Genomic DNA, 22,808 nt, shown 5'->3' on the forward strand with positions numbered 1-22,808 from the left:
AAATCGTGACAGGGAGACATGAACATGACAAAAGCGAATTCAATTCAGGATATTTATCCGCTGTCTTACATGCAGGAAGGGATGCTTTTCCATTCCCTCCTGCAAAAAGATTCACAGGCATATGTTGAGCAAGCTTCTTTTACAATAGCAGGAAAAGTCAATCCGCAGTATTTTCAAAACAGCATCAATGCTCTTGTCGCAAGACACGATATTTTCAGGACAATTTTTATCAGTCAAAATGTTTCCTCTCCCCAGCAGGTTGTCCTGAGAGAACGCAATGTCGTCGTGCAGGAAAAAGACATTACGCATTTAAACGAAGAGCAGCAATCACAGTTTATCGAACAATTGAAAGAAAAAGACCGCGCTCAAGGGTTTCACTTGCAAAAAGATCTGCTCATGCGCATCACTCTGATTCAAACAGGAGAGGGCCAATACACTTGTATTTGGACCTTTCATCACATCATGATGGACGGCTGGTGCCTCAGCATTGTGTTAAAGGAGTTTCTTCATATTTATGCATCTTATGTAAATGAATCCGCTATATCACTAGAGCCGGTTCAGCCATACGGAAGGTATATCAAATGGCTGATGGAGCAAGACAAAGAGCAGGCAGTTTCATATTGGGATCATTACCTTTCCGGCTATGAACAGCAAACCATGCTCCCAAAGCAGAAAAAAACAAAAGGGAGAAGCAGGCAGGAACACGTTACGTTTTCATTCTCTAAGAAAGAAAGCAGCAGGCTTTCGGAGCTTGCGGCAAGAGAAGAAGTGACACTCAGTACGATTTTCCATACCATTTGGGGCATTCTGCTTCAAAAATATAATAATCACGATGACGCCGTATTCGGTTCTGTCATGTCTGGAAGACCCGCCGAAATCGAAGGCATTGAACAAATGGTAGGTCTTTTCATTAACACGATACCGGTTCGGGTGCAGGGGGCAAAAACACCATTTCTACAGCTCATAAAAGATATGCAAAAAGACCGTCTTGCCGCTGAAGCATACAGCTACCATCCTTTATATGAGATTCAAGCCCGTTCAGCGGTTAAGCAAGGGCTGATTGACCATATTCTTGTATTTGAAAACTATCCGGTGCAGCAAGAGATTCAAATGCTCAACAAACAGGACCATGCTTCAGATCTTTTTCAGATTCATAACTTCACTGTGGCAGATGAAACCAATTACAGCTTTTATCTTATGGTAGCGCCAGGAGAAGAAATCCATATGAAAATGAGCTATGATGCTGAGCAGCATGATCGGTCTTTTGTGCTTTCTGTCAAGGAGCATCTTCTGAATGTTGTATCGCAAATCTTACACAATCCGAATCTTTCACCTGGTGAAATCGAGATTACGACAGATACTGAAAAGCGGCAGCTGATTGGAGAAATCGCAGATCGAACACCAGTTTACGAAACCATCCATGCCTTGTTTGAAACACAAGCAGAAAAGACGCCAGATGCTTATGCTGTAATTGATCAAGCCTGCTCGTTAACATACAAAGAACTGAATAAATCGGCTAACAGATTGGCGCGGCATTTACGAATGAAGGGTGTTGTGAGACAGGAACCCGTTGCAATTATGATGGAACGCTCAGCGGCGTTTATCACAGGTGTTCTTGGAATCTTAAAGGCAGGCGGCGCTATTGTTCCGATTGATCCGTATTATCCAGCTGACAGAATCCGTTATATTCTAAATGACTGCGGCTGTTCGCATGTTGTTTCACAAGCGCATCTTTCCTCATCGCTTGAAAACAATTACTCTATTACTCATGCAGAAGGTTTCGAAAGCCAAGAAGATGACAGTAACCTACAGTCAGTCAACAATGCTGACGATCTGCTGTATATCATTTATACGTCAGGTACAACAGGTAAACCAAAGGGTGTTCAATTTGAGCATCGAAACATGGCTAACTTGCTGAAGTTCGAATATGCACACTCTGGCATTGATTTCGAAGCAGATGTTCTGCAATTTGCGACACCTGCCTTTGACGTCTGCTATCAAGAAATATTTTCTGCGCTTCTTAAAGGCGGCACACTGCACATCGTGCCAGAAGCCATAAAAAGAGATGTGCCTCAGCTGTTTGCATTTATAAACAAGCAACAGACGAATATTGTGTTTCTCCCAACTGCTTTTATCAAAATGATTTTCAGCGAGCAGCAACTGGCAAACTCGTTTCCTTATGGCGTCAAACACTTGATTGCAGCCGGGGAACAATTAATGATTTCAGACCTTTTCCAAGAGGTGTTACGTGAACGCGACATACACCTGCACAATCATTACGGACCTTCAGAAACTCATGTCGTATCTACGTATACCATTCATCCAGGAGACCCTATTCCGGAGTTTCCGCCAATCGGTAAACCGATAAGCTGTACTGATCTATATATTTTGAATCATCAAAAACAGCTGCAGCCCTGCGGCGTACCTGGTGAACTCTATATTTCCGGCGCAAGTGTTGCCAGAGGTTATGTCAATCACGATAAACTGACACGCGACAAATTTTCATCCGACCCGTTCAGGCCTGGTGTGATCATGTACCGTACAGGTGATGTGGCCAGACGGCTTGAAGACGGCAACATCGAATATATCGGACGGGCAGACAATCAAGTGAAAATCAGGGGTTATCGAATTGAGCCGCAAGAAATCGAAGTCACGTTAATGAATCATCCGGACATAAAAGAGGCTGCCATTCTCATCAGACAAGATGAAAACGGTGAACATGAATTATGCGCTTACTATTGCAGTGTACAAAAGTTGAATGCAATAGATTTACGCAGCTATATGGCTAGTGAGCTGCCAGAATACATGATTCCGGCGAAATGGGTATGGGTTGACAGCATACCTCTTACCCCAAATGGCAAAGTAGATCAATCAGCACTTCCAGAGCCAGATGCTTCGATCAGCGGAAATCCATATACTGCCCCTCGTAATCTGTTAGAGGCAAAGCTTTCACAACTATTTGAAGATGTGCTGAAGAATGGCTCTATAGGCATCCAAGACAACTTTTTTGACCATGGCGGCCACTCTCTAAAAGCAACAGTGCTGATGTCACGGATTGCAAAGGAATTTCATGTGCAAGTTCCGCTTAAGGACATTTTTGCCTATCCGACGGTGGAAGGGCTAGCTTCAATCATTCGAAATGCAGAAGAAAATCCGTATGCAGCAATTGAACCGGCAGAAGAAAGGGAGGCATATCCTGTATCTTCCGCTCAAAAACGGATCTATGTGCTTCAGCAGCTTGATGAGGGTGTCGCCTATAATATGCCTGCGGTCTTAGAACTGGAAGGGACACTGGATGTCGCTAACCTGTCTGCTGTATGTAAAGAACTGATCAGTCGGCATGAGCCTCTTCGAACTTCCTTTGTATCCGGGGCAGATGGCGAGCCTGTTCAGCGTATTCACACCGAGGTACCGTTTGAATTAAGCAGAGAGACCGATATCGAGAGATTTGTTCGTCCCTTTGATCTCAATCAAGCGCCGTTATTTAGAGCGGGTCTTGTAAAAGTGTCGAACGAGAAGCATGTATTGCTGGTGGATATGCACCATATTATTTCAGATGGCGTATCCGTTCAGCTCCTAATCCGAGAATTCACCGATCTTTATGCAAAACGGCAGCTTAAGCCGCTGCGGATCCAGTATAAAGATTACGCCGTCTGGCAGCAGCTTTTTAAAAAGGGAGACTCGTATCAAAAGCAGGAGACTTACTGGCTGCAGCAGTTTAGCGGAGACCTCCCTGTACTAGAGCTCCCTACAGATAAACGCCGTCCGGCAGAACGGCAATTCGCAGGCGGAAAAGTAACCTTTCAAATGGATAAAGAGCTCACGTCCCGGATAAAACAGCTCGCCCATAAAAACAGCAGCACACTTTACATGACACTGCTCGCTTTGTATTCATCTTTTTTATCACGGTTAAGCGCTCAGGATGATATCGTAATTGGTTCACCTATCGCCGGACGGCCCCATGCCGATCTTGAAGCTGTTCTTGGGATGTTCGTCAATACATTGGCTCTCCGCACACGCCCGGCCGGTCATAAGACATTTGAAGAATTTCTGAAAGAAGTCAGACAAACGGCACTGGAAGCGTACGAGCATCAGGATTATCCGTTTGAAGAGCTCGTGGATAAACTCAGCGTACAGCGGGAAATGAGCCGGAATCCACTGTTTGACACAACGCTTGTCCTTCAGAATATGGACCAGCAAAAGCTGAAAATGAAAGATGTACAGCTTCAATGGAAGGACTTGCATCATCCAATATCAAAATTCGATATTTCCTTGTATGTTACAGAACACGATTCCGAACTTTTCTGTCAGTTTGAATACAGTACAGCTTTGTTTGAGAAAGCGACCATCCAAAGGTGGGCCGGCCTTTTCACCACCCTTGTGGAACATACAACTGCCTGTCCTGAAACAGAATTGGACACCATCCCAATCTTAACAAAACAAGAAGAGAGAGATTTCATTGAATCATGCCATCAGGTTCAGGGGACGGGCTATCTGATGAATCAAACGCTCCACCATGCACTCGAACAGCAGGCAGCAAAAACGCCTGATCAGACAGCCGTTATCTTTGAAGCTGGAGCGATGACCTACAAAGAATTGAATGAACAGGCTAACCGTATCGCCTGGGAGCTGATTGGACGAGGAGTAAAATCTGAAACAACAGTTGCCATTATGGGAAGGCGTTCGCCTGAAATGCTGATTGGCATTTATGGCATTCTTAAAGCGGGCGGCGCTTATCTGCCCATTGACCCGGATTATCCGGAAGAACGAATCAGCTTTCTGCTCAAAGACAGCGGTACAAACATTCTCCTGCTTCAGTCTGACAGCCTTCATGTTCCGGCATTTGCAGGAGAGATTCTTTATCTCAATCAGACAAATAACGGGCTGAAACATCGTTTGTCCAATCCGAATGTTGACATTCTCCCGCAATCTTTAGCCTATGTCATCTATACATCCGGCTCTACCGGGATGCCTAAGGGCGTTGAAGTTGAACATCGATCAGCGGTGAATTTTTTGAATTCCCTTCAGTCCCGTTATCAACTGAAGCAATCAGATGTGATTATGCATAAAACATCTTATTCATTCGACGCTTCAATATGGGAGCTGTTTTGGTGGCCTTATGCCGGTGCTTCTGTTTATCTGCTTCCTCAGGGAGGCGAAAAAGAACCTGAAGTGATCGCAAAGGCCATAGAAGAACAAGGGATCACAGCTATGCATTTTGTGCCTTCAATGCTACATGCCTTTTTAGAACATATAAAAAATCGCTCTGTACCGATGAAGAAGCCAAACGGACTCAAGCGGGTGTTTTCCGGTGGAGAGCAGCTGGGGGCCCATCTCGTCTCCCGATTTAGCGAGTTGCTTCCAAATGTTGCATTAACCAATTCCTACGGGCCAACAGAGGCAACTGTAGAAGCTTCATTCTTTGATTGTCCGATGCATGAAAAACTTGAACGAATACCTATTGGCAAACCTGTTCATCATGTCAGATTGTATATTCTCAACCAGAAGCAGCGGATGCTGCCTGCCGGATGTATCGGTGAACTGTACATTGCCGGAGCGGGGGTGGCCAGAGGCTATTTGAATCGGCCGGCCTTAACGGAGGAGCGTTTTCTTGAGGATCCGTTTTACCCGGGGGAACGCATGTACAAAACAGGGGATATAGCCCGCTGGCTCCCTGACGGGAATATGGAATTCCTCGGCCGCACGGATGATCAGGTGAAAATCCGTGGCTACCGGATTGAACCCGGAGAAATTGAAGCAGCGCTTAGAAGCATAGAAGGCATAAGGGAGGCGGCCGTTACCGTACGGACAGACAGCGGCGAGCCGGAATTATGCGCTTATATAGAAGGACTCCTGAGAAACGAAGTGCGGGCGCAACTTGAGAGACAGCTGCCGGGCTACATGATCCCAGCCCATATGATCGAGATGGAACAGTGGCCGGTTACGCCAAGCGGAAAGCTGGACCGGAACGCCCTGCCAGCTCCTAACGGAGCGGCAGATGCAGAGACCTACACAGCGCCAAGAAATGTGACCGAGATGAAGCTTGCCCAGCTGTGGGAAGACGTCCTAAAAAACGGCCCTGTCGGGATTCACGACAACTTCTTTGACCGCGGAGGACATTCCTTAAAAGCAACGGCGCTTGTCTCCCGAATCTCAAAAGAATTCGATGTACAGGTGCCGCTGAAAGATGTGTTTGCCCATCCGACGATAGAAGGACTGGCTTCTGTTATCCGTGAAGGAATGGACAGTCCATATGAAGCAATAAAACCGACGGAACAGCGTGAAACCTATCCTGTTTCATCTGCCCAAAAACGGATTTATGTCCTTCAGCAGCTGGAGGACGGAGGGACAGGCTACAATATGCCGGCTGTATTAGAACTGGAAGGGAAGCTTGATCCAGAAAGGCTGGACAGGGCTTTCAAAGAGCTGATCAATCGCCACGAGTCGCTGCGGACCTCCTTTGAACAGGATGGAGGCGGTGAGCCGGTGCAGCGCATCCATGACGAAGTGCCGTTCACATTACAGACGACAATTCTCGGCGACCAAACCAAACTGGAGGCCGCAGCCTCGTTTATCAAGCCGTTTGATCTCAGCCAAGCGCCGCTGTTCCGTGCCCAAATCGTAAAGGTATCAGATGAGCGGCACCTTTTGCTGGTTGATATGCATCACATCATTTCAGACGGTGTTTCCGTCAACATTCTGATTCGGGAATTCGGAAAGCTGTACAACAACCAGAACCTTTCGGCGCTTCATATTCAATATAAAGACTACGCCGTATGGCAAGAAGAATTCAAAACAGGAGACTCGTACAAAACGCAGGAGGCGTACTGGCTGAAGCAGCTCGAGGGCGAGCTGCCGGTGCTGGATCTCCCGGCTGATCAACCCCGCCCGCCGGTGCGAAGCTTTGCGGGTGACAAGGTCTCATTTACGCTTGATCAAGAAGCGGCATCAGGGCTTCACAAGCTGGCACGGGAGAATGGAAGCACACTGTACATGGTGCTCCTTGCGGCCTACACAGCGTTATTGTCACGCTTAAGCGGACAGGAAGATATCATCGTCGGCTCGCCAATTGCCGGCCGGCCGCACAAGGATCTGGAGCCGATACTCGGCATGTTTGTGAACACGCTGGCGCTTCGGACACGCCCGGAGGGCGGGAAGCCGTTTGTACAGTATTTGCAGGAAGTGCGCGACACTGCATTGGAAGCCTATGAACATCAGGATTATCCGTTCGAAGAGCTTGTCGATAAGCTTGAATTGACAAGGGATATGAGCAGAAACCCGCTGTTTGATGCCATGCTAGTTGTCCAAAATAATGATTACGAGCCATTGCAACTGCATGATTTGCAAATGAAGCCGGCACAAGTTTCTCATCTCGTGTCTAAGTTCGATTTAACATTACAAGCATCTGAAGGTGACGGAAACATCCATTTCCTTTTTGAATATTCAACAGCACTGTTTGAGAAAACCACTATTGAACGCTGGGCGTCGCACTTGACAAATATACTTCGCATCATCGGCAAACACCCGGAGGTGACACTCAACCATATCGACGTCCTGACACAAGAAGAGCGGAACCAGCTGCTCAATGAGTTTAACACCGGGCAAGCGAATCAGTACGAAATACAAACAATCAGTCAATTGTTTGAACAGCAAGCTGCGCGAACACCAAAAGCGTCTGCACTTGTCAGCGGAGACAAAACACTGACTTATCAGGAGCTAGACGAGTGGTCCAATGGAATCGCACACACATTACGCAGCAGAGGTGTTAAACCGGACACACCAGTAGGCATCATGATGCATCGTTCGTTCAATATGGTAGCAGCCATACTTGGTGTGTGGAAAGCCGGAGGCTGTTACGTGCCCATTGATCCTGCATACCCGGCGGAACGGAAACGCTATATCCTCAGCGACAGCGAAACGAAACTACTGTTGACAGTAAATGAAGCGGATTGGGGAGAACTTGCTGACTTTGAAGGAGAGGTCTTGACGATAGAGAGCACGGAGGCTTATGACAAATCGCCGCTGCCGCAAGTGTCGTCTGCCCATCATTTGGCTTATATCATTTATACTTCAGGAACGACGGGCCGTCCAAAAGGGGTGATGGTCGAGCATAAAGGAATTGCCAACACGCTTCTGTGGCGGCGAAACGCTTATGCATTCAACGAGACAGATGCCATCCTGCAGCTCTTTTCTTTCTCATTTGACGGCTTTTTAACTAGTATGTTCACACCGCTTTTGTCAGGCGCAAAAGCAGTTCTGCTTCATGAAGAGGAAGCAAAGGACATTCTGGCCATTAAGCATCAGCTGTCTCGTCACCGGATTACACATATGATTATTGTGCCTGTTTTATATCGAGCGCTTTTGGACGTAGTGCAGCCGGCAGATGTAAAGACACTTAGAGTCGTGACACTAGCGGGAGAAGCAACTGACCGCGAATTGATCCACCGCAGCTTGGCCATTTGTCCGCATACCGAACTCGCCAACGAATATGGGCCTACAGAAAACAGCGTGGCAACTACCGTCATGAGACATATGGAAAAGCAGACATGCGTAAGTATCGGCCAGCCGATTGACGGGACCCAAGTACTGATTTTAAATAGCAGTCATCAGCTTCAGCCAATCGGTGTTGCGGGAGAACTTTGTATCGCTGGAGCAGGGCTTGCAAGGGGGTACGTCAATCTTCCGGAACAGACAGAGAGAGCCTTCATAAAGAACCCATTCAAACCTGAAACACGAATGTACCGAACAGGAGACGCCGCCAGATGGATGGCCGACGGAACACTTGAATATCTGGGAAGAATCGATGATCAAGTCAAAATCAGAGGATACCGTGTAGAAACGAAAGAAATTGAATCGGTCATCCGTTGTATAAACGGTATACAAGACGCCGCAGTAGTTGCTCATGTAACAGCGTCAGGACAAACCGAATTAAGCGCTTATGTTGTGACAAAACCAGAGTTGAGCACAAATACTGTACGCTCAGAATTACAAAACAAGCTGCCGGTGTTTATGCACCCTGCGTTTATTGAAAAACTGGATGCACTTCCATTGTCACCTAACGGCAAGCTGGATCGCAGAGCACTTCCGAAACCCGTATCGAAGAGTGGAGCTGAACGTCCATTCCTCGCGCCAGCCAGCAAGATGGAACAAATACTGGCGGATATATGGACAGAAGTACTGGGGGCAGAAAAGATCGGAACTGCTGATTCGTTCTTTGAACTTGGAGGAGATTCGATCAAAGCGTTACAGGTATCCGCGCGGCTTCATCGGATAGGAAAGCAAATGGCAGTAAAAGATTTGTTTAGCCATCCGACCATTCAAGAATTGGCAGCTTATATCCGTGATTCAGATACAAGTTCCAGCCAAGCTGCGGTTGAGGGAGACGTACAATGGTCGCCTGTTCAAAAATGGTTTCTTTCTCAAGATATAAAAGAAAGACACCATTTTAATCAGTCCGTTATGCTGCATCGGAGCACTTCTGTACAAGAGGTGGCACTTCGTAAAACGTTAAAAGCAATAACGTGTCATCATGATGCGCTGCGGATGGTATTTACACAGGATGAACAAGGAAAGTGGAGTCAATATAATCGGCCGCTCAGTCATTCAGACGACGCGCTGTACGGCCTTCAGATTATTGATTTGTCGGCTTCGGACGGCACTGATGGTAATAGACCGTATGAACCTCTTATCAAAACCCATGTACTTGATATTCAGCAGAAAATGGATTTGAAAAATGGTCCGCTGCTGCAAGCCGGTCTATTTCACACAATTGACGGTGATTTCTTATTTTTATCTGCTCATCACCTCGTCGTTGATGGCATCTCATGGCGAGTTCTGCTTGAAGATTTGGCTTTAGGCTATCGTCAAGCTGCAGCCGGGGAAGAGATTCAGCTGCCGCCTAAAACAAGCTCATTTAAAGCGTATACGAAAAAGCTCTCTGACTACGGTGAAAGCCAGCAGCTAATGAAACAGCTTAAATATTGGCGCGAAACCGAAGAATATCAAACAGAAGCTCTGCCTTTTGATCAAATCGGCGGAACCAGAGAAAACGAGAGAAAACGGTCCACGATTTCGTTTACCTTAAACGAGAAAGAGACAGCTGCGCTCTTAAAAGACGCCAACAGCGCATATAACACTGATACGCAGGACATGCTGCTGTCTTCTGTCATTCTTGCGCTGCACCATTGGACCAATCGATCCGCCTTCAAACTATCATTAGAGGGACACGGGCGAGAGGGTGTATTAGACGGGATAGATGTGAGCCGTACGGTTGGATGGTTTACCGCCATTTATCCGTTATTGGTTAAACTGAACACAGACTTGCCAGCTTCGGAAGAAGGCATAGTTCATGTGCTAAAAACAACAAAAGATACACTGAGACGCGTACCGGACAAAGGATTCGGCTACGGTGTCATTAAATACTTGACACCGCCTGACAAAAAAGACATCAATTTCACAGGCACGCCAGAAATCAGCTTCAATTATCTGGGGCAATTCGAAAGCAGCGGCCCAGCTGAAGTACCTGAAGCGGACGCCTTCTCATTCTCTCCGCTGGGTGCAGGGGATGATATCAGCACAACATGGAATCGTGAACAGTTACTGGATATCAGTGCAATCGCTGCAGAAGGGAAAATGACTGTCAATATGACTTATGACACTAGCCATTTTCAGCACACAACCATCGAACAGCTTAGCGAAACATGCCATCAATTTTTATTACAGCTGATCGAACACTGCCAGAACAAAAGAGAAACAGAAAAGACCATCAGTGATTTTGATGATCAAGAACTAACCGAGGACGCCCTGCAAGAGATTGCTGATATGCTCAGTTTTCACTAATGAATCCGTGAAGAAAGGTGCAGACATTATGAATAACATCAAAAAAATCAAGAACATTTATCCTCTGAGCCACATGCAGGAGGGAATGCTCTTTCATTCCTTCCTCCGAAAAGAGGAGGGAGCATACGTTGAACAGTCGCTCTTCACCATTAAAGGAAACCTCAGCTATGAATGGTTTCAGCGCAGCATTCAAACCATCATCGACCGCCATGACATTTTCAGAACCGTCTTTTTGCCGCACGTCCCGCATTTGTCGGGACCTCGGCAAGTCGTGATGACTGAACGCGAATTTCATTTGTGCAGTGAAGACATTTCCCATCTGCCAACAAACGACCAGAATGAGTATATTGAATGCTTTAAGGAAAGAGACAAACAAAAAGGCTTTGATTTGCAAAAAGACATGCTGATGCGAATTTCTCTGTTCAAAACAGCTGAAGAGGAGCATGTCTGTGTCTGGAGCCATCATCACATTTTAATGGACGGCTGGTGCCTTGGCATCGTACTTCAGGAATTTATGCAGATTTATCAATCGATTCATACAGGAAAACCGCTTTCTTTAGACCCTGTCCGTCCGTACAGCACCTATATTTCCTGGCTGACAAACCGTGACAAAGAAACAGCGGCGGAGTACTGGGATTCATATTTAAAAAACTACAGCACCCCATCACCGCTGCCTCGTGTGTCTGATAAAGAAACAAAAGAGGGGTATCTCCGTGAAGATTTGGTATTTTCATTAAGTAAGTCACTGACTGACAAGCTGAAAGAGACTGCCAAACAACACGGCGTCACCCTCGCTACCCTAATTCAGGCCGTCTGGGGCGTTATGCTCCAGCAATATAACCGCACCGACGACGTTGTATTTGGTGCGGTTGTATCAGGCAGACCGTCAGAAATTCCGGGCGTGGAGCAAATGATAGGGTTGTTTATCAATACCATTCCGGTTCGCATTAAAACACAGCAAGACGAAACGTTCCAAGAACTGCTCAGACGATGCCAGAAAGAAATGCTGGAAGCTGAGCCGTTTACCTGTCAGCCTTTATTTGATATTCAGGCAAACACCTCATTAAAACAGGAACTGATTGATCACATTATCGTCTTTGAAAACTATCCGATACAGCAGAAAATCGCCGAATCCGCTGATCATACCGATTCACCGCTGCAAATCGATCAAGTTCAAGTATCCGAGCAATCAGGATATCACTTTAATCTTGTCGTTGCTCCCGGCGAAGAACTTGTCATCAAATTCAGCTATAATGCGTTCGTTTACGATGCTGCCTGGATTAGCTGTATCAAAAGGCAATTTACACAAGCGCTGAGCACAGCGGCCCATCACCCTGATACGCCAATTACTGATTTTTCTTTTCTTGATGCAACAGAAAAAGAGCAGATTGTCACACAGTTCAACAATACAAAAACAGAGTATCCAAAGAATCATACAATTATCGATTTATTTCGAGAACAAGCAGAAAAGACGCCAGACCATATCGCACTTGTGTGTGGGAATTTGACTTTTTCGTATGAAGAACTTGATAGACGCTCTAATTCACTCGCCAGAGCGTTATATCAAAAAGGGTTTCGGAAGAACGAGACAGCCGGCATATTGGCTGCTCATTCTGCCGAATTCATGATCAGTGTGCTTGCCGTTTTAAAAGCAGGGGGAGCATACCTCCCGCTTGATGCTGAGCTACCTCCTGAACGAGTCAGCTTTATGCTTGAGGAAACGCAAGCAAAAATGCTGATTGTTCAAAAGGGACTGGAGCAAAACGCTGCGTTCTCAGGAACAAGTATCATTTCAGATGCGCAGGGATTGATGGAAGAGAACGATATCCCTATCAACATCAGCTCCAGCCCGGATGATCTTACGTACATCATGTATACCTCAGGATCAACAGGCCGGCCGAAAGGCGTCATGATCACCAATCGCAATGTCGTGTCCCTTGTCAAAAACAGCAATTACACGTCTGCGTCCGCTGATGACCGATTTATTCTGACTGGATCTATCAGCTTTGACGCCGTCACCTTTGAAATGTTCGGGGCGCTATTAAATGGTGCAAGCCTTCATATCATTGATCAATCGACACTGCTGTCACCTGATCGGTTTGGGGCGTATTTGATTGAAAATGACATCACCGTGCTATTTTTAACGACAGCTCTTTTTAATCAGCTGGCACAGGTACGAGCAGACATGTTCAGCGGGCTCCGCACATTATATGTCGGAGGAGAAGCACTTTCTCCCGCCCTGATGAATGCTGTCAGACACGCCTGTCCTGATCTTGCGCTTCATAATATTTACGGACCTACGGAAAACACGACATTTTCAACCTTTTTTAAGATGAAAAGAGACTATGCAGGGCCGATTCCGATCGGGAAACCAATCAGTAATAGCACCGCTTATATCTTAGATGTAAAAGGGAAACTTTTGCCAATAGGCGTTCCCGGCGAGCTTTGTGTAGGCGGCGATGGAGTCGCAAAAGGCTATTTGAACAGAGAAGATCTGACAAATGCTGTTTTTTCTCCACATCCTTTCTTGCCTGGAGAAAGAATATACCGTACCGGTGATCTGGCGCGCTGGCTGCCCGATGGAAACTTAGAATACATCAGCAGGATTGACAGGCAGATGAAAATCCGCGGAAAACGAATTGAGCCCGCCGAAATTGAAGCGCGCCTGTTAGAAATGGAAGGTGTGCAGGAAGCGGCAGTGACAATGAGAGAAATTGACGGAGAGGGACAGCTATACGCTCATTACGTCGGCGATGACAAACGAACAGAAAAGGAGATACGTGCCGATTTGGCGCGTGTGCTCCCAGACTATATGATCCCGCAGCACTGGGTGCGTGTGGACCGGATGCCGCTTACCGGAAACGGAAAAATAGACCGCAGCGCTCTTCCTATACCAGAAAATAAGCCTGACAAACGGAAGGACATCACACTGCCAAGAAACTTGGTTGAGGAAGAATTGGCGAACATTTGGAAGCATGTTCTCGGTGTCAACACAATCAGTATTGATGATGACTTCTTTGCACTTGGCGGACATTCACTAAAAGCACTGCAGGTCATACACACCCTGAAGCACCAGCAGCAAATTGATATACCGATTGATTTGTTATTCGAACATCCGACAATCGCTCAGCTTGCCGAAACACTTTACTCTAAACAGCTGACAGACGCAAATGAACAGCATGTGATCAAACTGAACCAGCACGGCGCGCAAAACTTGTTCTGCTTCCCGCCGATATCAGGATTTGGCATTTATTTCAAAGACCTTGCTTTATTGCTGAATGACAAGGCATCTGTCTACGGATTTCACTTTATTGAACACGACACCCGCATTGAACAATATGTTAATTGCATCACGGACATACAGCCTGAAGGCCCATACGTTTTATTAGGCTACTCTGCAGGCGGAAACCTGGCTTTTGAAGTGGCACAGGCTATGGAGCGCAAAGGATTGGAAGTCAGCGACTTCATTATCGTGGACGCTTATCTCAAAAAACAGTCTTTGCCTATCGATACAGGAAATGACGAATCTGCAGCATATCTGCCTGAAGCGGTCAGAGAAAAGGTGATCAAGAAAAAGAGAAACTATCAGGCATATTGGGCACAATTGCTGAATGAAGGGCGCATCAAAGCAAACATTCATTTCATTGAAGCTGGAATTCAAACCGAAACCAGCGGGCATACAGGCTTGACGAAATGGGAGGGAGCCTGTGGAACCTACAGTGAGTACACGGGCTTTGGCGCTCATAAAGACATGCTGGAAGGAATATATGCTGAAAAGAATGCTGACATCATCCTCGACATAATAGACAAGATCACTTTAAATAACGCGATACTGCAAAAACGATAAGCAAATTAGCGGACAGAGGCATGCATTCTCTGTCCGTCTTTCTGTTTGTACAAGAATGGATAAAGGACACTAGGGAATGATAACATCATCCTTTTTCTTGGAGGCTTCCCATGGATCACCTATCTTTTCTTACATTTATCATGCTGATTCTAGCCAGTTACAGGCTGACACATTTGATTGTATTCGACAAAATCACAGAATTTATCCGAAAACCTTTTATGAAAAAGAAAAGGATTGTAGATCAAAACGGGCATGTAGACGAAAAAAGCGTGCCGGCTTCTAATTTTGGATACATGCTCAATTGCTACTGGTGTGCCGGTGTTTGGTGTGCCATCTTGATCGGACTTGGCTATCTTTTTTTGCCTCGTATTGCTATACCGCTGATCTTTATTTTAGCCATCGCCGGGGCACAAGCGATCCTTGAAACGGCTGTCGGTGTCGGCGTAAAACTCATTGATGTGTTAAAAAGCCTGCAAACCATGATGAATGATAAAAAGTCCTAAAAGCGGCTCACAACATGCTTTAGGACTTTTTTCGTTTATTTAGTGAGATAGACATAAATCCTGATTTCTTCATTCTGTTAATCACCCTTTTATAGCCCGGGAATACCGTAATAGCGAATAGTGAAAGTGATGTAATGGGGGAGAAGAAACAGAATGAAGGTTTGCCAAAAGTCGATTGTCCGTTTCCTTGTCAGCTTGATCGTCGGAACGTTTGTCATCTCCGTTCCGTTTATGGCCAATGCGCAGTCTGACAGGGAGCTGAGAGCCGTATGGATAGCTTCCGTATTGAACATTGATTGGCCGTCAAAAAAAGGGTTATCGGTTGAAAAGCAAAAGCAGGAGTATAGCAAACTGCTGGATGATGTGCAAAAAATGGGAATGAATGCCGTTATTGTTCAGATTAAACCGACGGCTGATGCCTTTTATCCATCCGCTTACGGACCTTGGTCTGAATACTTAACAGGTGTCCAAGGGAAAGACCCGGGCTATGATCCGCTTGCATTTATGATTGAAGAAACCCACAAACGAAATTTGGAATTTCACGCGTGGTTTAATCCTTACCGTATTACGATGAATCATACAGATCTTAATAAATTGTCTGAAAATCACCCGGCAAGAAAACATCCAGACTGGGTTGCCGCATACGGAAACCAGCTGTATTATCATCCGGGCATTCCAGAAGCGAGAGATTTTATCGTTAAAGGCATTGAAGAAGTCGTAAAACATTATGATATCGATGCCGTTCATATGGATGATTATTTTTATCCTTATAAAATAGCGGGAAAGGAATTTCCTGATCAAGCACAGTATGAACAATACGGAAAACACGTTTTTTCGAATATTGATGACTGGCGGCGGGACAATGTGAACCAGCTTGTCAAACAAATCAACCAAACAATTAAAGCTGCAAAACCGTATGTCAAATTCGGCATTAGTCCCTTTGGCGTATGGAGAAACGCCGCAGATGACCCGACCGGATCGAATACAAAAGCAGGCGTCAGAAATTATGACGACCTATATGCAGACACAAGACATTGGATCCAAGAAGGTGACATCGATTATATCGCTCCGCAAATTTATTGGAGTACCGGCTTTAACGCAGCGGCTTACGACGTGCTGGCTGATTGGTGGAGCAATGAAGTTAAAAATAGGCCTGTTCACTTATATATTGGCCAGGCAGCATATAAAATCAATAACAATTTTGATCCGCCTTGGTCCGACCCCGAGGAATATGTGCGGCAAATCACGTTGAACCGTCAGCATGAGCTGGTAAAAGGAAGCATGCATTTCAGCCTCAAGGACCTCAACAAAAATCCGCTTGGCATCAAAGACAGGCTCATCACTGATCTTTACAGCAAGCCGGCATTGGTTCCGCAAATGCCTTGGCTTGACAGTACCGCTCCAAAAAAACCGAAGCTTACAAAAGTCATCGAAAACAAAAACGGCAACCTTCTGCAGATTAAAGACCATCCATCAAATCAAAAAACGAAAGAAACAGCCTATTATGCGATATACAGAGCCGAAGGGAAAAAGCAGAAAACATTGCTGGCAACGCAAAGAAAAACACATGAGCAGCAAACCTTCTTAGATAACACGGCAGATCCTAACAAGAAATATACGTATTATGTCACCTCAGCAGACCGGCTTCATAACGAAAGCAAGACTTCCAAACGAACAACAAAATAAGAAATGAGACGGACGGCTTTCCAAGTCGTCTTTTTTAAAAAAATGATGTTGGAAACAGAAAATGATGATCAGCCGCTGAATTTTTATAGAAACAAAAAAAGTACGGGGGAGACTCACATGAATGTGGAAGCGGTGTTTGGACATTTTCCAGTATTGGAATCTGAGAACCTAGTACTAAGTAAAATCGAAGAGATCCATGTACAGGACGTGTTTTCGATCTATGATAATGAAAAAGTATTCGATTACTGCGGAATCATCCCGAAACATAACATAAAAACAGTACATAACATGATTACCCAAACTCGACCGATCACAGTACGCGGTGATCAAGCTCGGTATATGGGGGCCAGCGGTCGGTTTATTAATTGATACGATTTCCCTTTGGAATCACCCCCTTATCTTCCCGGCTCTATCAAAGGGCCAAGTCATTGCGTTTGCGATATGGATGGTATGCGCCTACGGCATGTATTTGCTCATTCCGCTGATATTATCACATAAAAAATGATTCAGTTTTAATTTTCAGACTTTTCTTGTCAGGGAATGATTATAGAACTCGCCTAATAAAATGTTACAAAGATGTGAAGGGGGAAACGACGTGAATTTTGAGCTGACAAAAGAACAACAAATGGTGCGTGAAATGGTAAAAGATTTTGCGAAAAAAGAAATTGCTCCTCACGCTGAACATGTAGATCAAACGGGCGAGTTCCCGATCCAAACATTTAAAAAAATGGGTGAACTCGGGCTGATGGGTATTCCATTTCCAGAAGAGTACGGCGGATCTGGCAGTGATACGATTTCATATGCCTTAGCGGTTGAAGAAGTCGGCAAAGCTTGCGGCAGTACTGGATTAAGCTACGCTGCAGCGGTCTCATTAGGCGCCAGCCCTCTTTATTACTTTGGAACAGAAGAACAAAAACGGACGCATTTGACGCCGCTGGCTTCGGGCACAGCACTCGGATCATTCGGCCTAACGGAACCAAATGCCGGCTCAGATGCGGGGGGCACTCAAACAAAAGCGATTTCAAATGGTGACGAGTATGTAATCAACGGCGAAAAGTGCTGGATCACAAATGCAAGCTACGCACGGACAGTTATTGTGACCGCGGTAACAGGCAAAAACAAAGACGGAAAAAACATCATCTCCGCATTGATTGTGCCAACTGACACACAAGGACTCACGATTACGAGCCCGTACGATAAAATGGGCGTCCGCGGTTCGAATACAGCAGAAATTTTGCTTGAGGATGTAAGAGTGCCTGCGGGCAACTTACTCGGCGATCCAACAAAAGGATTTAAACAATTTCTATATACGCTGGACGGCGGGCGAATCTCCATTGCTGCTCTTGCGGTTGGCATTGCCCAGGCGGCACTTGACGCATCATTGGCATATGCGAAAGAACGGAAGCAATTTGGACAGCCGATTTCTTCCTTCCAAGCGATTCAATTTAAGCTTGCTGACATGGCGATGGAAATTGATCTGGCACGGCAAATGGTGTTAAAAGCCGCCTGGCTGAAAGACCATAACCGCCCGTTCACAAAAGAAGCGGCGTACGCCAAGCTGTTCGCATCTGAAATGGCGACTAGAGCTTGCAATCAAGCCATTCAAATCCATGGAGGTTCAGGTTATATGAAAGAGTACGGGGTGGAACGGATGCTGCGGGATGCAAAATTAATGGAAATCGGTGAAGGCACATCTGAAATTCAGCGCCTCGTGATCGCCAGACAGCTTTTAAAATGAAAATGTAAACGCTTTCTAATTATTAAGAAAGGAGGAACACTCAATGGCTGAACTCATCCATTCCACAATCGGCAGGCTGCTGGAACAAACAGCTGAAGCGCATCCCCATCGAGACGCGGTTGTGTATCCAGACCGGAATATCCGCTATACGTACGCCCAATTTGACAGTCTGTGCTGTCAAACCGCTAAAGGTCTCATGCGGATGGGGATTGGAAAAGGAGATCACGTCGCCATATGGGCTTCTAATATCCCTGAATGGCTTGCAGTCCAGTTCGCAACTGCGAAGATTGGAGCCGTGCTCGTAACCGTCAATACCAATTATCAAGCACACGAGCTTGATTACTTGTTAAAGCAATCGGATGCCGCAGCGCTTATCATCATGGATTCATACAGGGGCACTTCTTATCCAGACATTGTGAACAGTTTGATACCAGAACTGAAAGAAGCAAAGCCCGGCCAACTGAAATCAGAACGCTATCCCTTTTTAAAAACACTGATCTATATTGGCAATAAACGATTGCCTGGCTTATATCATTGGGACGATATAGAGAGATTGGCGAAAACAATGACAGATGCTGAGCTGGAAGCAAGAATGAACAGCCTGGATAAAGACGATGTGATTAACATGCAATACACATCAGGAACAACAGGGTTCCCTAAAGGTGTGATGCTGACCCATTTTAATGTCATCAATAACGCTGCCAATATTGCTGAATGTATGGCTTTATCCGCTCAAGACCGCATGTGCATCCCGGTTCCGTTTTTTCACTGCTTCGGATGCGTGCTCGGGGTTTTGGCATGTGTGTCCGTCGGGGCAGCCATGATACCTGTTCCAGAATTTGACCCCGTTACCGTTCTTAAAACGGTAGAAAAAGAGAAATGCACAGCGCTGCATGGTGTGCCTACCATGTTTATCGCCGAGCTGCATCATCCGGATTTTGATGCATATGATCTATCAACGCTCCGAACAGGCATCATGGCCGGCTCTCCTTGTCCAAGTGAAGTAATGAAAGCTGTGATTGAAAGGATGGGCATGAAAGACATTACGATCGCCTATGGACAAACAGAAGCCTCGCCGGTCATTACGCAAACGAGAGCAAATGATTCCTTCATAAGAAGAGTCGAAACAACCGGCCGAGCCCTGCCCCATACTGAAGTGAAAATTGTAGAGCCCGGGACATGCCAAGAAGTTCAAAGAGGCGTGCAGGGAGAGCTATGCACCCGCGGCTATCACGTCATGAAAGGCTATTATAAAGACAAAGAAGCGACCAGAAAAGCAATCAATCATGACGGATGGCTATTTACAGGAGATCTTGCTGTCATGGATGAAGACGGGTACTGCCGTATCACCGGAAGATTAAAAGATATGCTCATCAGAGGCGGCGAGAACATTTACCCGCGGGAAATTGAAGAATTTTTATACCGGCATCCCGCTGTTTTAGACGTACAGGTCGTTGGTGTGCCTGACGCCAAATTCGGGGAGGAGGCTGCAGCCTGGATTAAACTAAAAGACGGTAAAAGCGTTTCATCTGATGAGCTTAAAGCCTATTGCAAAGGAAAAATCGCCCGCCACAAAATTCCGCGTTATGTGATTTTTACAAACGACTATCCGATGACGGCTTCAGGTAAAATTCAAAAATATAAACTGCGAGAAAAAACCATTGAAATGTTCAACTTATCATCAACTCAATGAGGTGAAATCATGTTTACTAAAGTACTGATCGCCAACCGCGGAGAAATTGCAATGAGAATTATCCGAACGTGCAGCCGTCTAGGCATCAAAACAGTCGCGGTTTATTCAGAAGCAGACAAGGAAGCGCCCCATACAAAAACCGCAACAGAGGCTTATGTGATCGGGGAATCAAGAGTCAGTGAAAGTTATTTAAATATAGAGAGAATCATAGAGACGGCAAAAAAAGCAAAGGCCGACGCGATCCACCCGGGATATGGATTGTTATCAGAAAACAGCCGATTTGCTGAACGCTGCAAGCAAGAAAACATCGTGTTTATCGGACCTTCACCCGATATCATCGCAAAGATGGGCAGCAAAATTGAAGCGCGCAAAGCAATGGAGGCTGCGGGTGTCCCTGTGGTGCCCGGCGTTTCAGAACCCCTCGAAGACATAGAGGCAGCCTGCCGCACTGCTAGTCAAATCGGATATCCTGTCATGCTGAAAGCTTCAGCGGGCGGAGGCGGCATCGGAATGCAGCTTGTTGAAAATGAAGAAGCATTAAAAAAAGCGTACGAGGGGAACAAAAAGCGCGCGGCAGATTTTTTCGGTGACGGATCAATGTATATAGAAAAAGTCATTGAACATGCACGCCATATCGAAGTTCAGCTTTTAGCCGATCAACACGGCCATACAGTACATCTGTTTGAACGTGATTGCTCAGTTCAGAGGCGCCACCAAAAAGTCATTGAAGAAGCGCCGTCTCCATTTGTAGACAATGAACTGAGAATGAGGATTGGGCAAACGGCAGTAATAGCAGCAAAGGCAATCGGCTATACGAACGCAGGCACCATCGAATTTATAGTTGACCAAAAGCAAAATTTTTACTTCCTCGAAATGAATACGAGACTGCAAGTTGAACACCCCGTGACTGAAGAAATAACAGGCCTGGACTTAGTTGAGCAGCAGCTGCGAATTGCTGCGGGCCATACACTCACATTCTCTCAAAAAGACATCAAACGAAACGGGCATGCGATAGAGGTGAGAATATACGCGGAAGACCCCAAGACCTTCTACCCGTCACCAGGCACGATCACTGCGTTCTCACTTCCTGACCATAAAGGAATCAGACACGAATGTGCGGTAGCAAAAGACAGCATTGTTACCCCTTTTTATGACCCGATGATCGCTAAGATGATCGTCAAAGGCCAGTCCAGAACAGAAGCAATTGAAAAACTGGAGACAGCGCTTCGCGACTACCATGTAGAAGGAATCAAAACTAATCTTCCGCTTCTCATACAGGCTGCGGCATCAAAGGCATTTAAAGAAGGGGATGTTACGACTGACTTTTTGAAACAACACCTATAAAGGAGGCAGTTGTTATGACAGTTAGCATACAAATGGCAGGAAACCTGTGGAAAGTCCACGTCAAAGCCGGCGACAAAATTGAAAAAGGCCAGGAGGTTGCCATTTTGGAATCGATGAAAATGGAAATCCCGATCGTTGCCGATCGAAGCGGATTCGTAAAAGAAGTCAAAAAAAATGAAGGCGACTTTGTAAATGAAGGCGACGTACTGCTCGAACTAAGCGATTCCACTCAATAATTTGGAGGAAGACCATGTCATATCCTAAAAAAGTGACAATCAAAGAAGTCGGCCCGCGTGACGGCTTACAAAACGAGTCCGCATGGATCGAAACAAAGGATAAAATAACCTGGATCAACCAGCTTTCCCGGACAGGGCTTTCGTATATTGAAATCACATCCTTCGTTCATCCGAAATGGATTCCGGCGCTTCGAGATGCTATTGATGTAGCAAAAGGCATTGACCGTGAAAAAGGGGTGACGTACGCGGCGCTTGTCCCGAATCAAAAAGGACTGGAGAATGCGCTTGAAGGAGGCATTAACGAAGCTTGCGTTTTTATGTCCGCCAGCGAAACGCACAACAGAAAAAACATCAATAAATCCACTTCTGAAACTCTTCGTGTACTCAAACAAGTAAACAATGACGCAAAAAAAGCAAACCTCACAACAAGAGCCTACCTCTCGACTGTTTTCGGCTGTCCGTACGAAAAAGATGTCCCCATTGAACAAGTCATTCGCCTTTCAGAAGCTCTATTTGAATTTGGGATTTCTGAACTGTCGCTTGGAGATACGATTGGAGCGGCTAATCCTGCCCAAGTGGAAACTGTACTTGAAGCTCTATTGGCACGGTTCCCCACGAATCAAATCGCCCTGCATTTTCATGATACGAGAGGAACAGCGCTCGCCAACATGGTCACAGCGCTCCAAATGGGCATCACGGTATTCGACGGCTCGGCAGGCGGGCTTGGCGGATGTCCATATGCGCCAGGTTCATCAGGAAACGCCGCAACTGAGGATATCGTGTACATGCTTGAACAGATGGGCATCAAAACAAATGTAAAGCTCGAAAAACTGCTATCTGCTGCCAAATGGATTGAAGAAAAAATGGGCAAACAGCTGCCGAGCCGAAATTTACAAGTATTTAAATCATCTTGATAAAAGAG

General features: G+C 45.9%; 9 protein-coding genes and 2 pseudogenes. All 11 read left to right on the forward strand.

The features are described 5' to 3' along the window. Nucleotides 1-24 precede the first annotated feature (24 nt). The 11 genes and pseudogenes from BFW96_RS10355 to ldeG all read left to right on the forward strand — a co-directional run bounded on the left by BFW96_RS10355 (nt 25) and on the right by ldeG (nt 22,800). Nucleotides 25-10,839, forward strand: coding sequence for a non-ribosomal peptide synthetase (locus tag BFW96_RS10355; protein WP_083252855.1), 10,815 nt, complete (start codon nt 25-27; stop codon nt 10,837-10,839). A gap of 7 nt (nt 10,840-10,846) precedes the next feature. Further along, nucleotides 10,847-14,686, forward strand: a complete 3,840-nt coding sequence (locus BFW96_RS10360; protein ID WP_083252870.1) for a non-ribosomal peptide synthetase — start codon at nt 10,847-10,849, stop codon at nt 14,684-14,686. Between the two features lie 110 nt (nt 14,687-14,796). Continuing rightward, complete coding sequence (locus BFW96_RS10365; RefSeq protein WP_014476970.1) at nt 14,797-15,189, forward strand: DUF1360 domain-containing protein; 393 nt, start codon at nt 14,797-14,799, stop codon at nt 15,187-15,189. 153 nt (nt 15,190-15,342) lie between these two features. Beyond that, nucleotides 15,343-16,875 carry a glycoside hydrolase family 10-like protein gene (locus BFW96_RS10370; RefSeq protein ID WP_069839370.1) on the forward strand — a complete coding sequence of 511 codons (1,533 nt, stop codon included), beginning with the start codon at nt 15,343-15,345 and terminating at the stop codon, nt 16,873-16,875. A 117-nt stretch (nt 16,876-16,992) separates the two neighbouring features. Beyond that, a pseudogene (locus tag BFW96_RS21870) lies at nt 16,993-17,169 on the forward strand (GNAT family N-acetyltransferase); the annotation flags it as partial. Nucleotides 17,170-17,173: 4 nt separating this feature from the next. Next, a pseudogene (locus BFW96_RS10380) lies at nt 17,174-17,380 on the forward strand (hypothetical protein); the annotation flags it as partial. Nucleotides 17,381-17,470: 90 nt separating this feature from the next. Continuing rightward, nucleotides 17,471-18,613 (forward strand): acyl-CoA dehydrogenase, encoded by a 1,143-nt coding sequence (locus BFW96_RS10385; RefSeq protein ID WP_069839371.1) that lies wholly within the window; start codon nt 17,471-17,473, stop codon nt 18,611-18,613. Nucleotides 18,614-18,656: 43 nt separating this feature from the next. Beyond that, nucleotides 18,657-20,306 carry an AMP-binding protein gene (locus tag BFW96_RS10390; RefSeq protein ID WP_069839372.1) on the forward strand — a complete coding sequence of 550 codons (1,650 nt, stop codon included), beginning with the start codon at nt 18,657-18,659 and terminating at the stop codon, nt 20,304-20,306. A 9-nt stretch (nt 20,307-20,315) separates the two neighbouring features. Beyond that, complete coding sequence (locus BFW96_RS10395) at nt 20,316-21,650, forward strand: acetyl-CoA carboxylase biotin carboxylase subunit (RefSeq protein WP_069839373.1); 1,335 nt, start codon at nt 20,316-20,318, stop codon at nt 21,648-21,650. A 14-nt stretch (nt 21,651-21,664) separates the two neighbouring features. Further along, on the forward strand, nt 21,665-21,886 hold the full coding sequence (locus BFW96_RS10400; RefSeq protein ID WP_069839374.1) for an acetyl-CoA carboxylase biotin carboxyl carrier protein subunit: 222 nt from the start codon (nt 21,665-21,667) through the stop codon (nt 21,884-21,886). A gap of 14 nt (nt 21,887-21,900) precedes the next feature. Continuing rightward, entirely contained in the window at nt 21,901-22,800 is a 900-nt protein-coding gene (ldeG, locus tag BFW96_RS10405; protein ID WP_069839375.1) for a hydroxymethylglutaryl-CoA lyase, read from the forward strand. The last annotated feature ends 8 nt before the right edge of the window (nt 22,801-22,808 follow it).

Source organism: Bacillus sp. F56, from assembly GCF_001748205.1.
Taxonomy (GTDB): domain Bacteria; phylum Bacillota; class Bacilli; order Bacillales; family Bacillaceae; genus Bacillus; species Bacillus stercoris.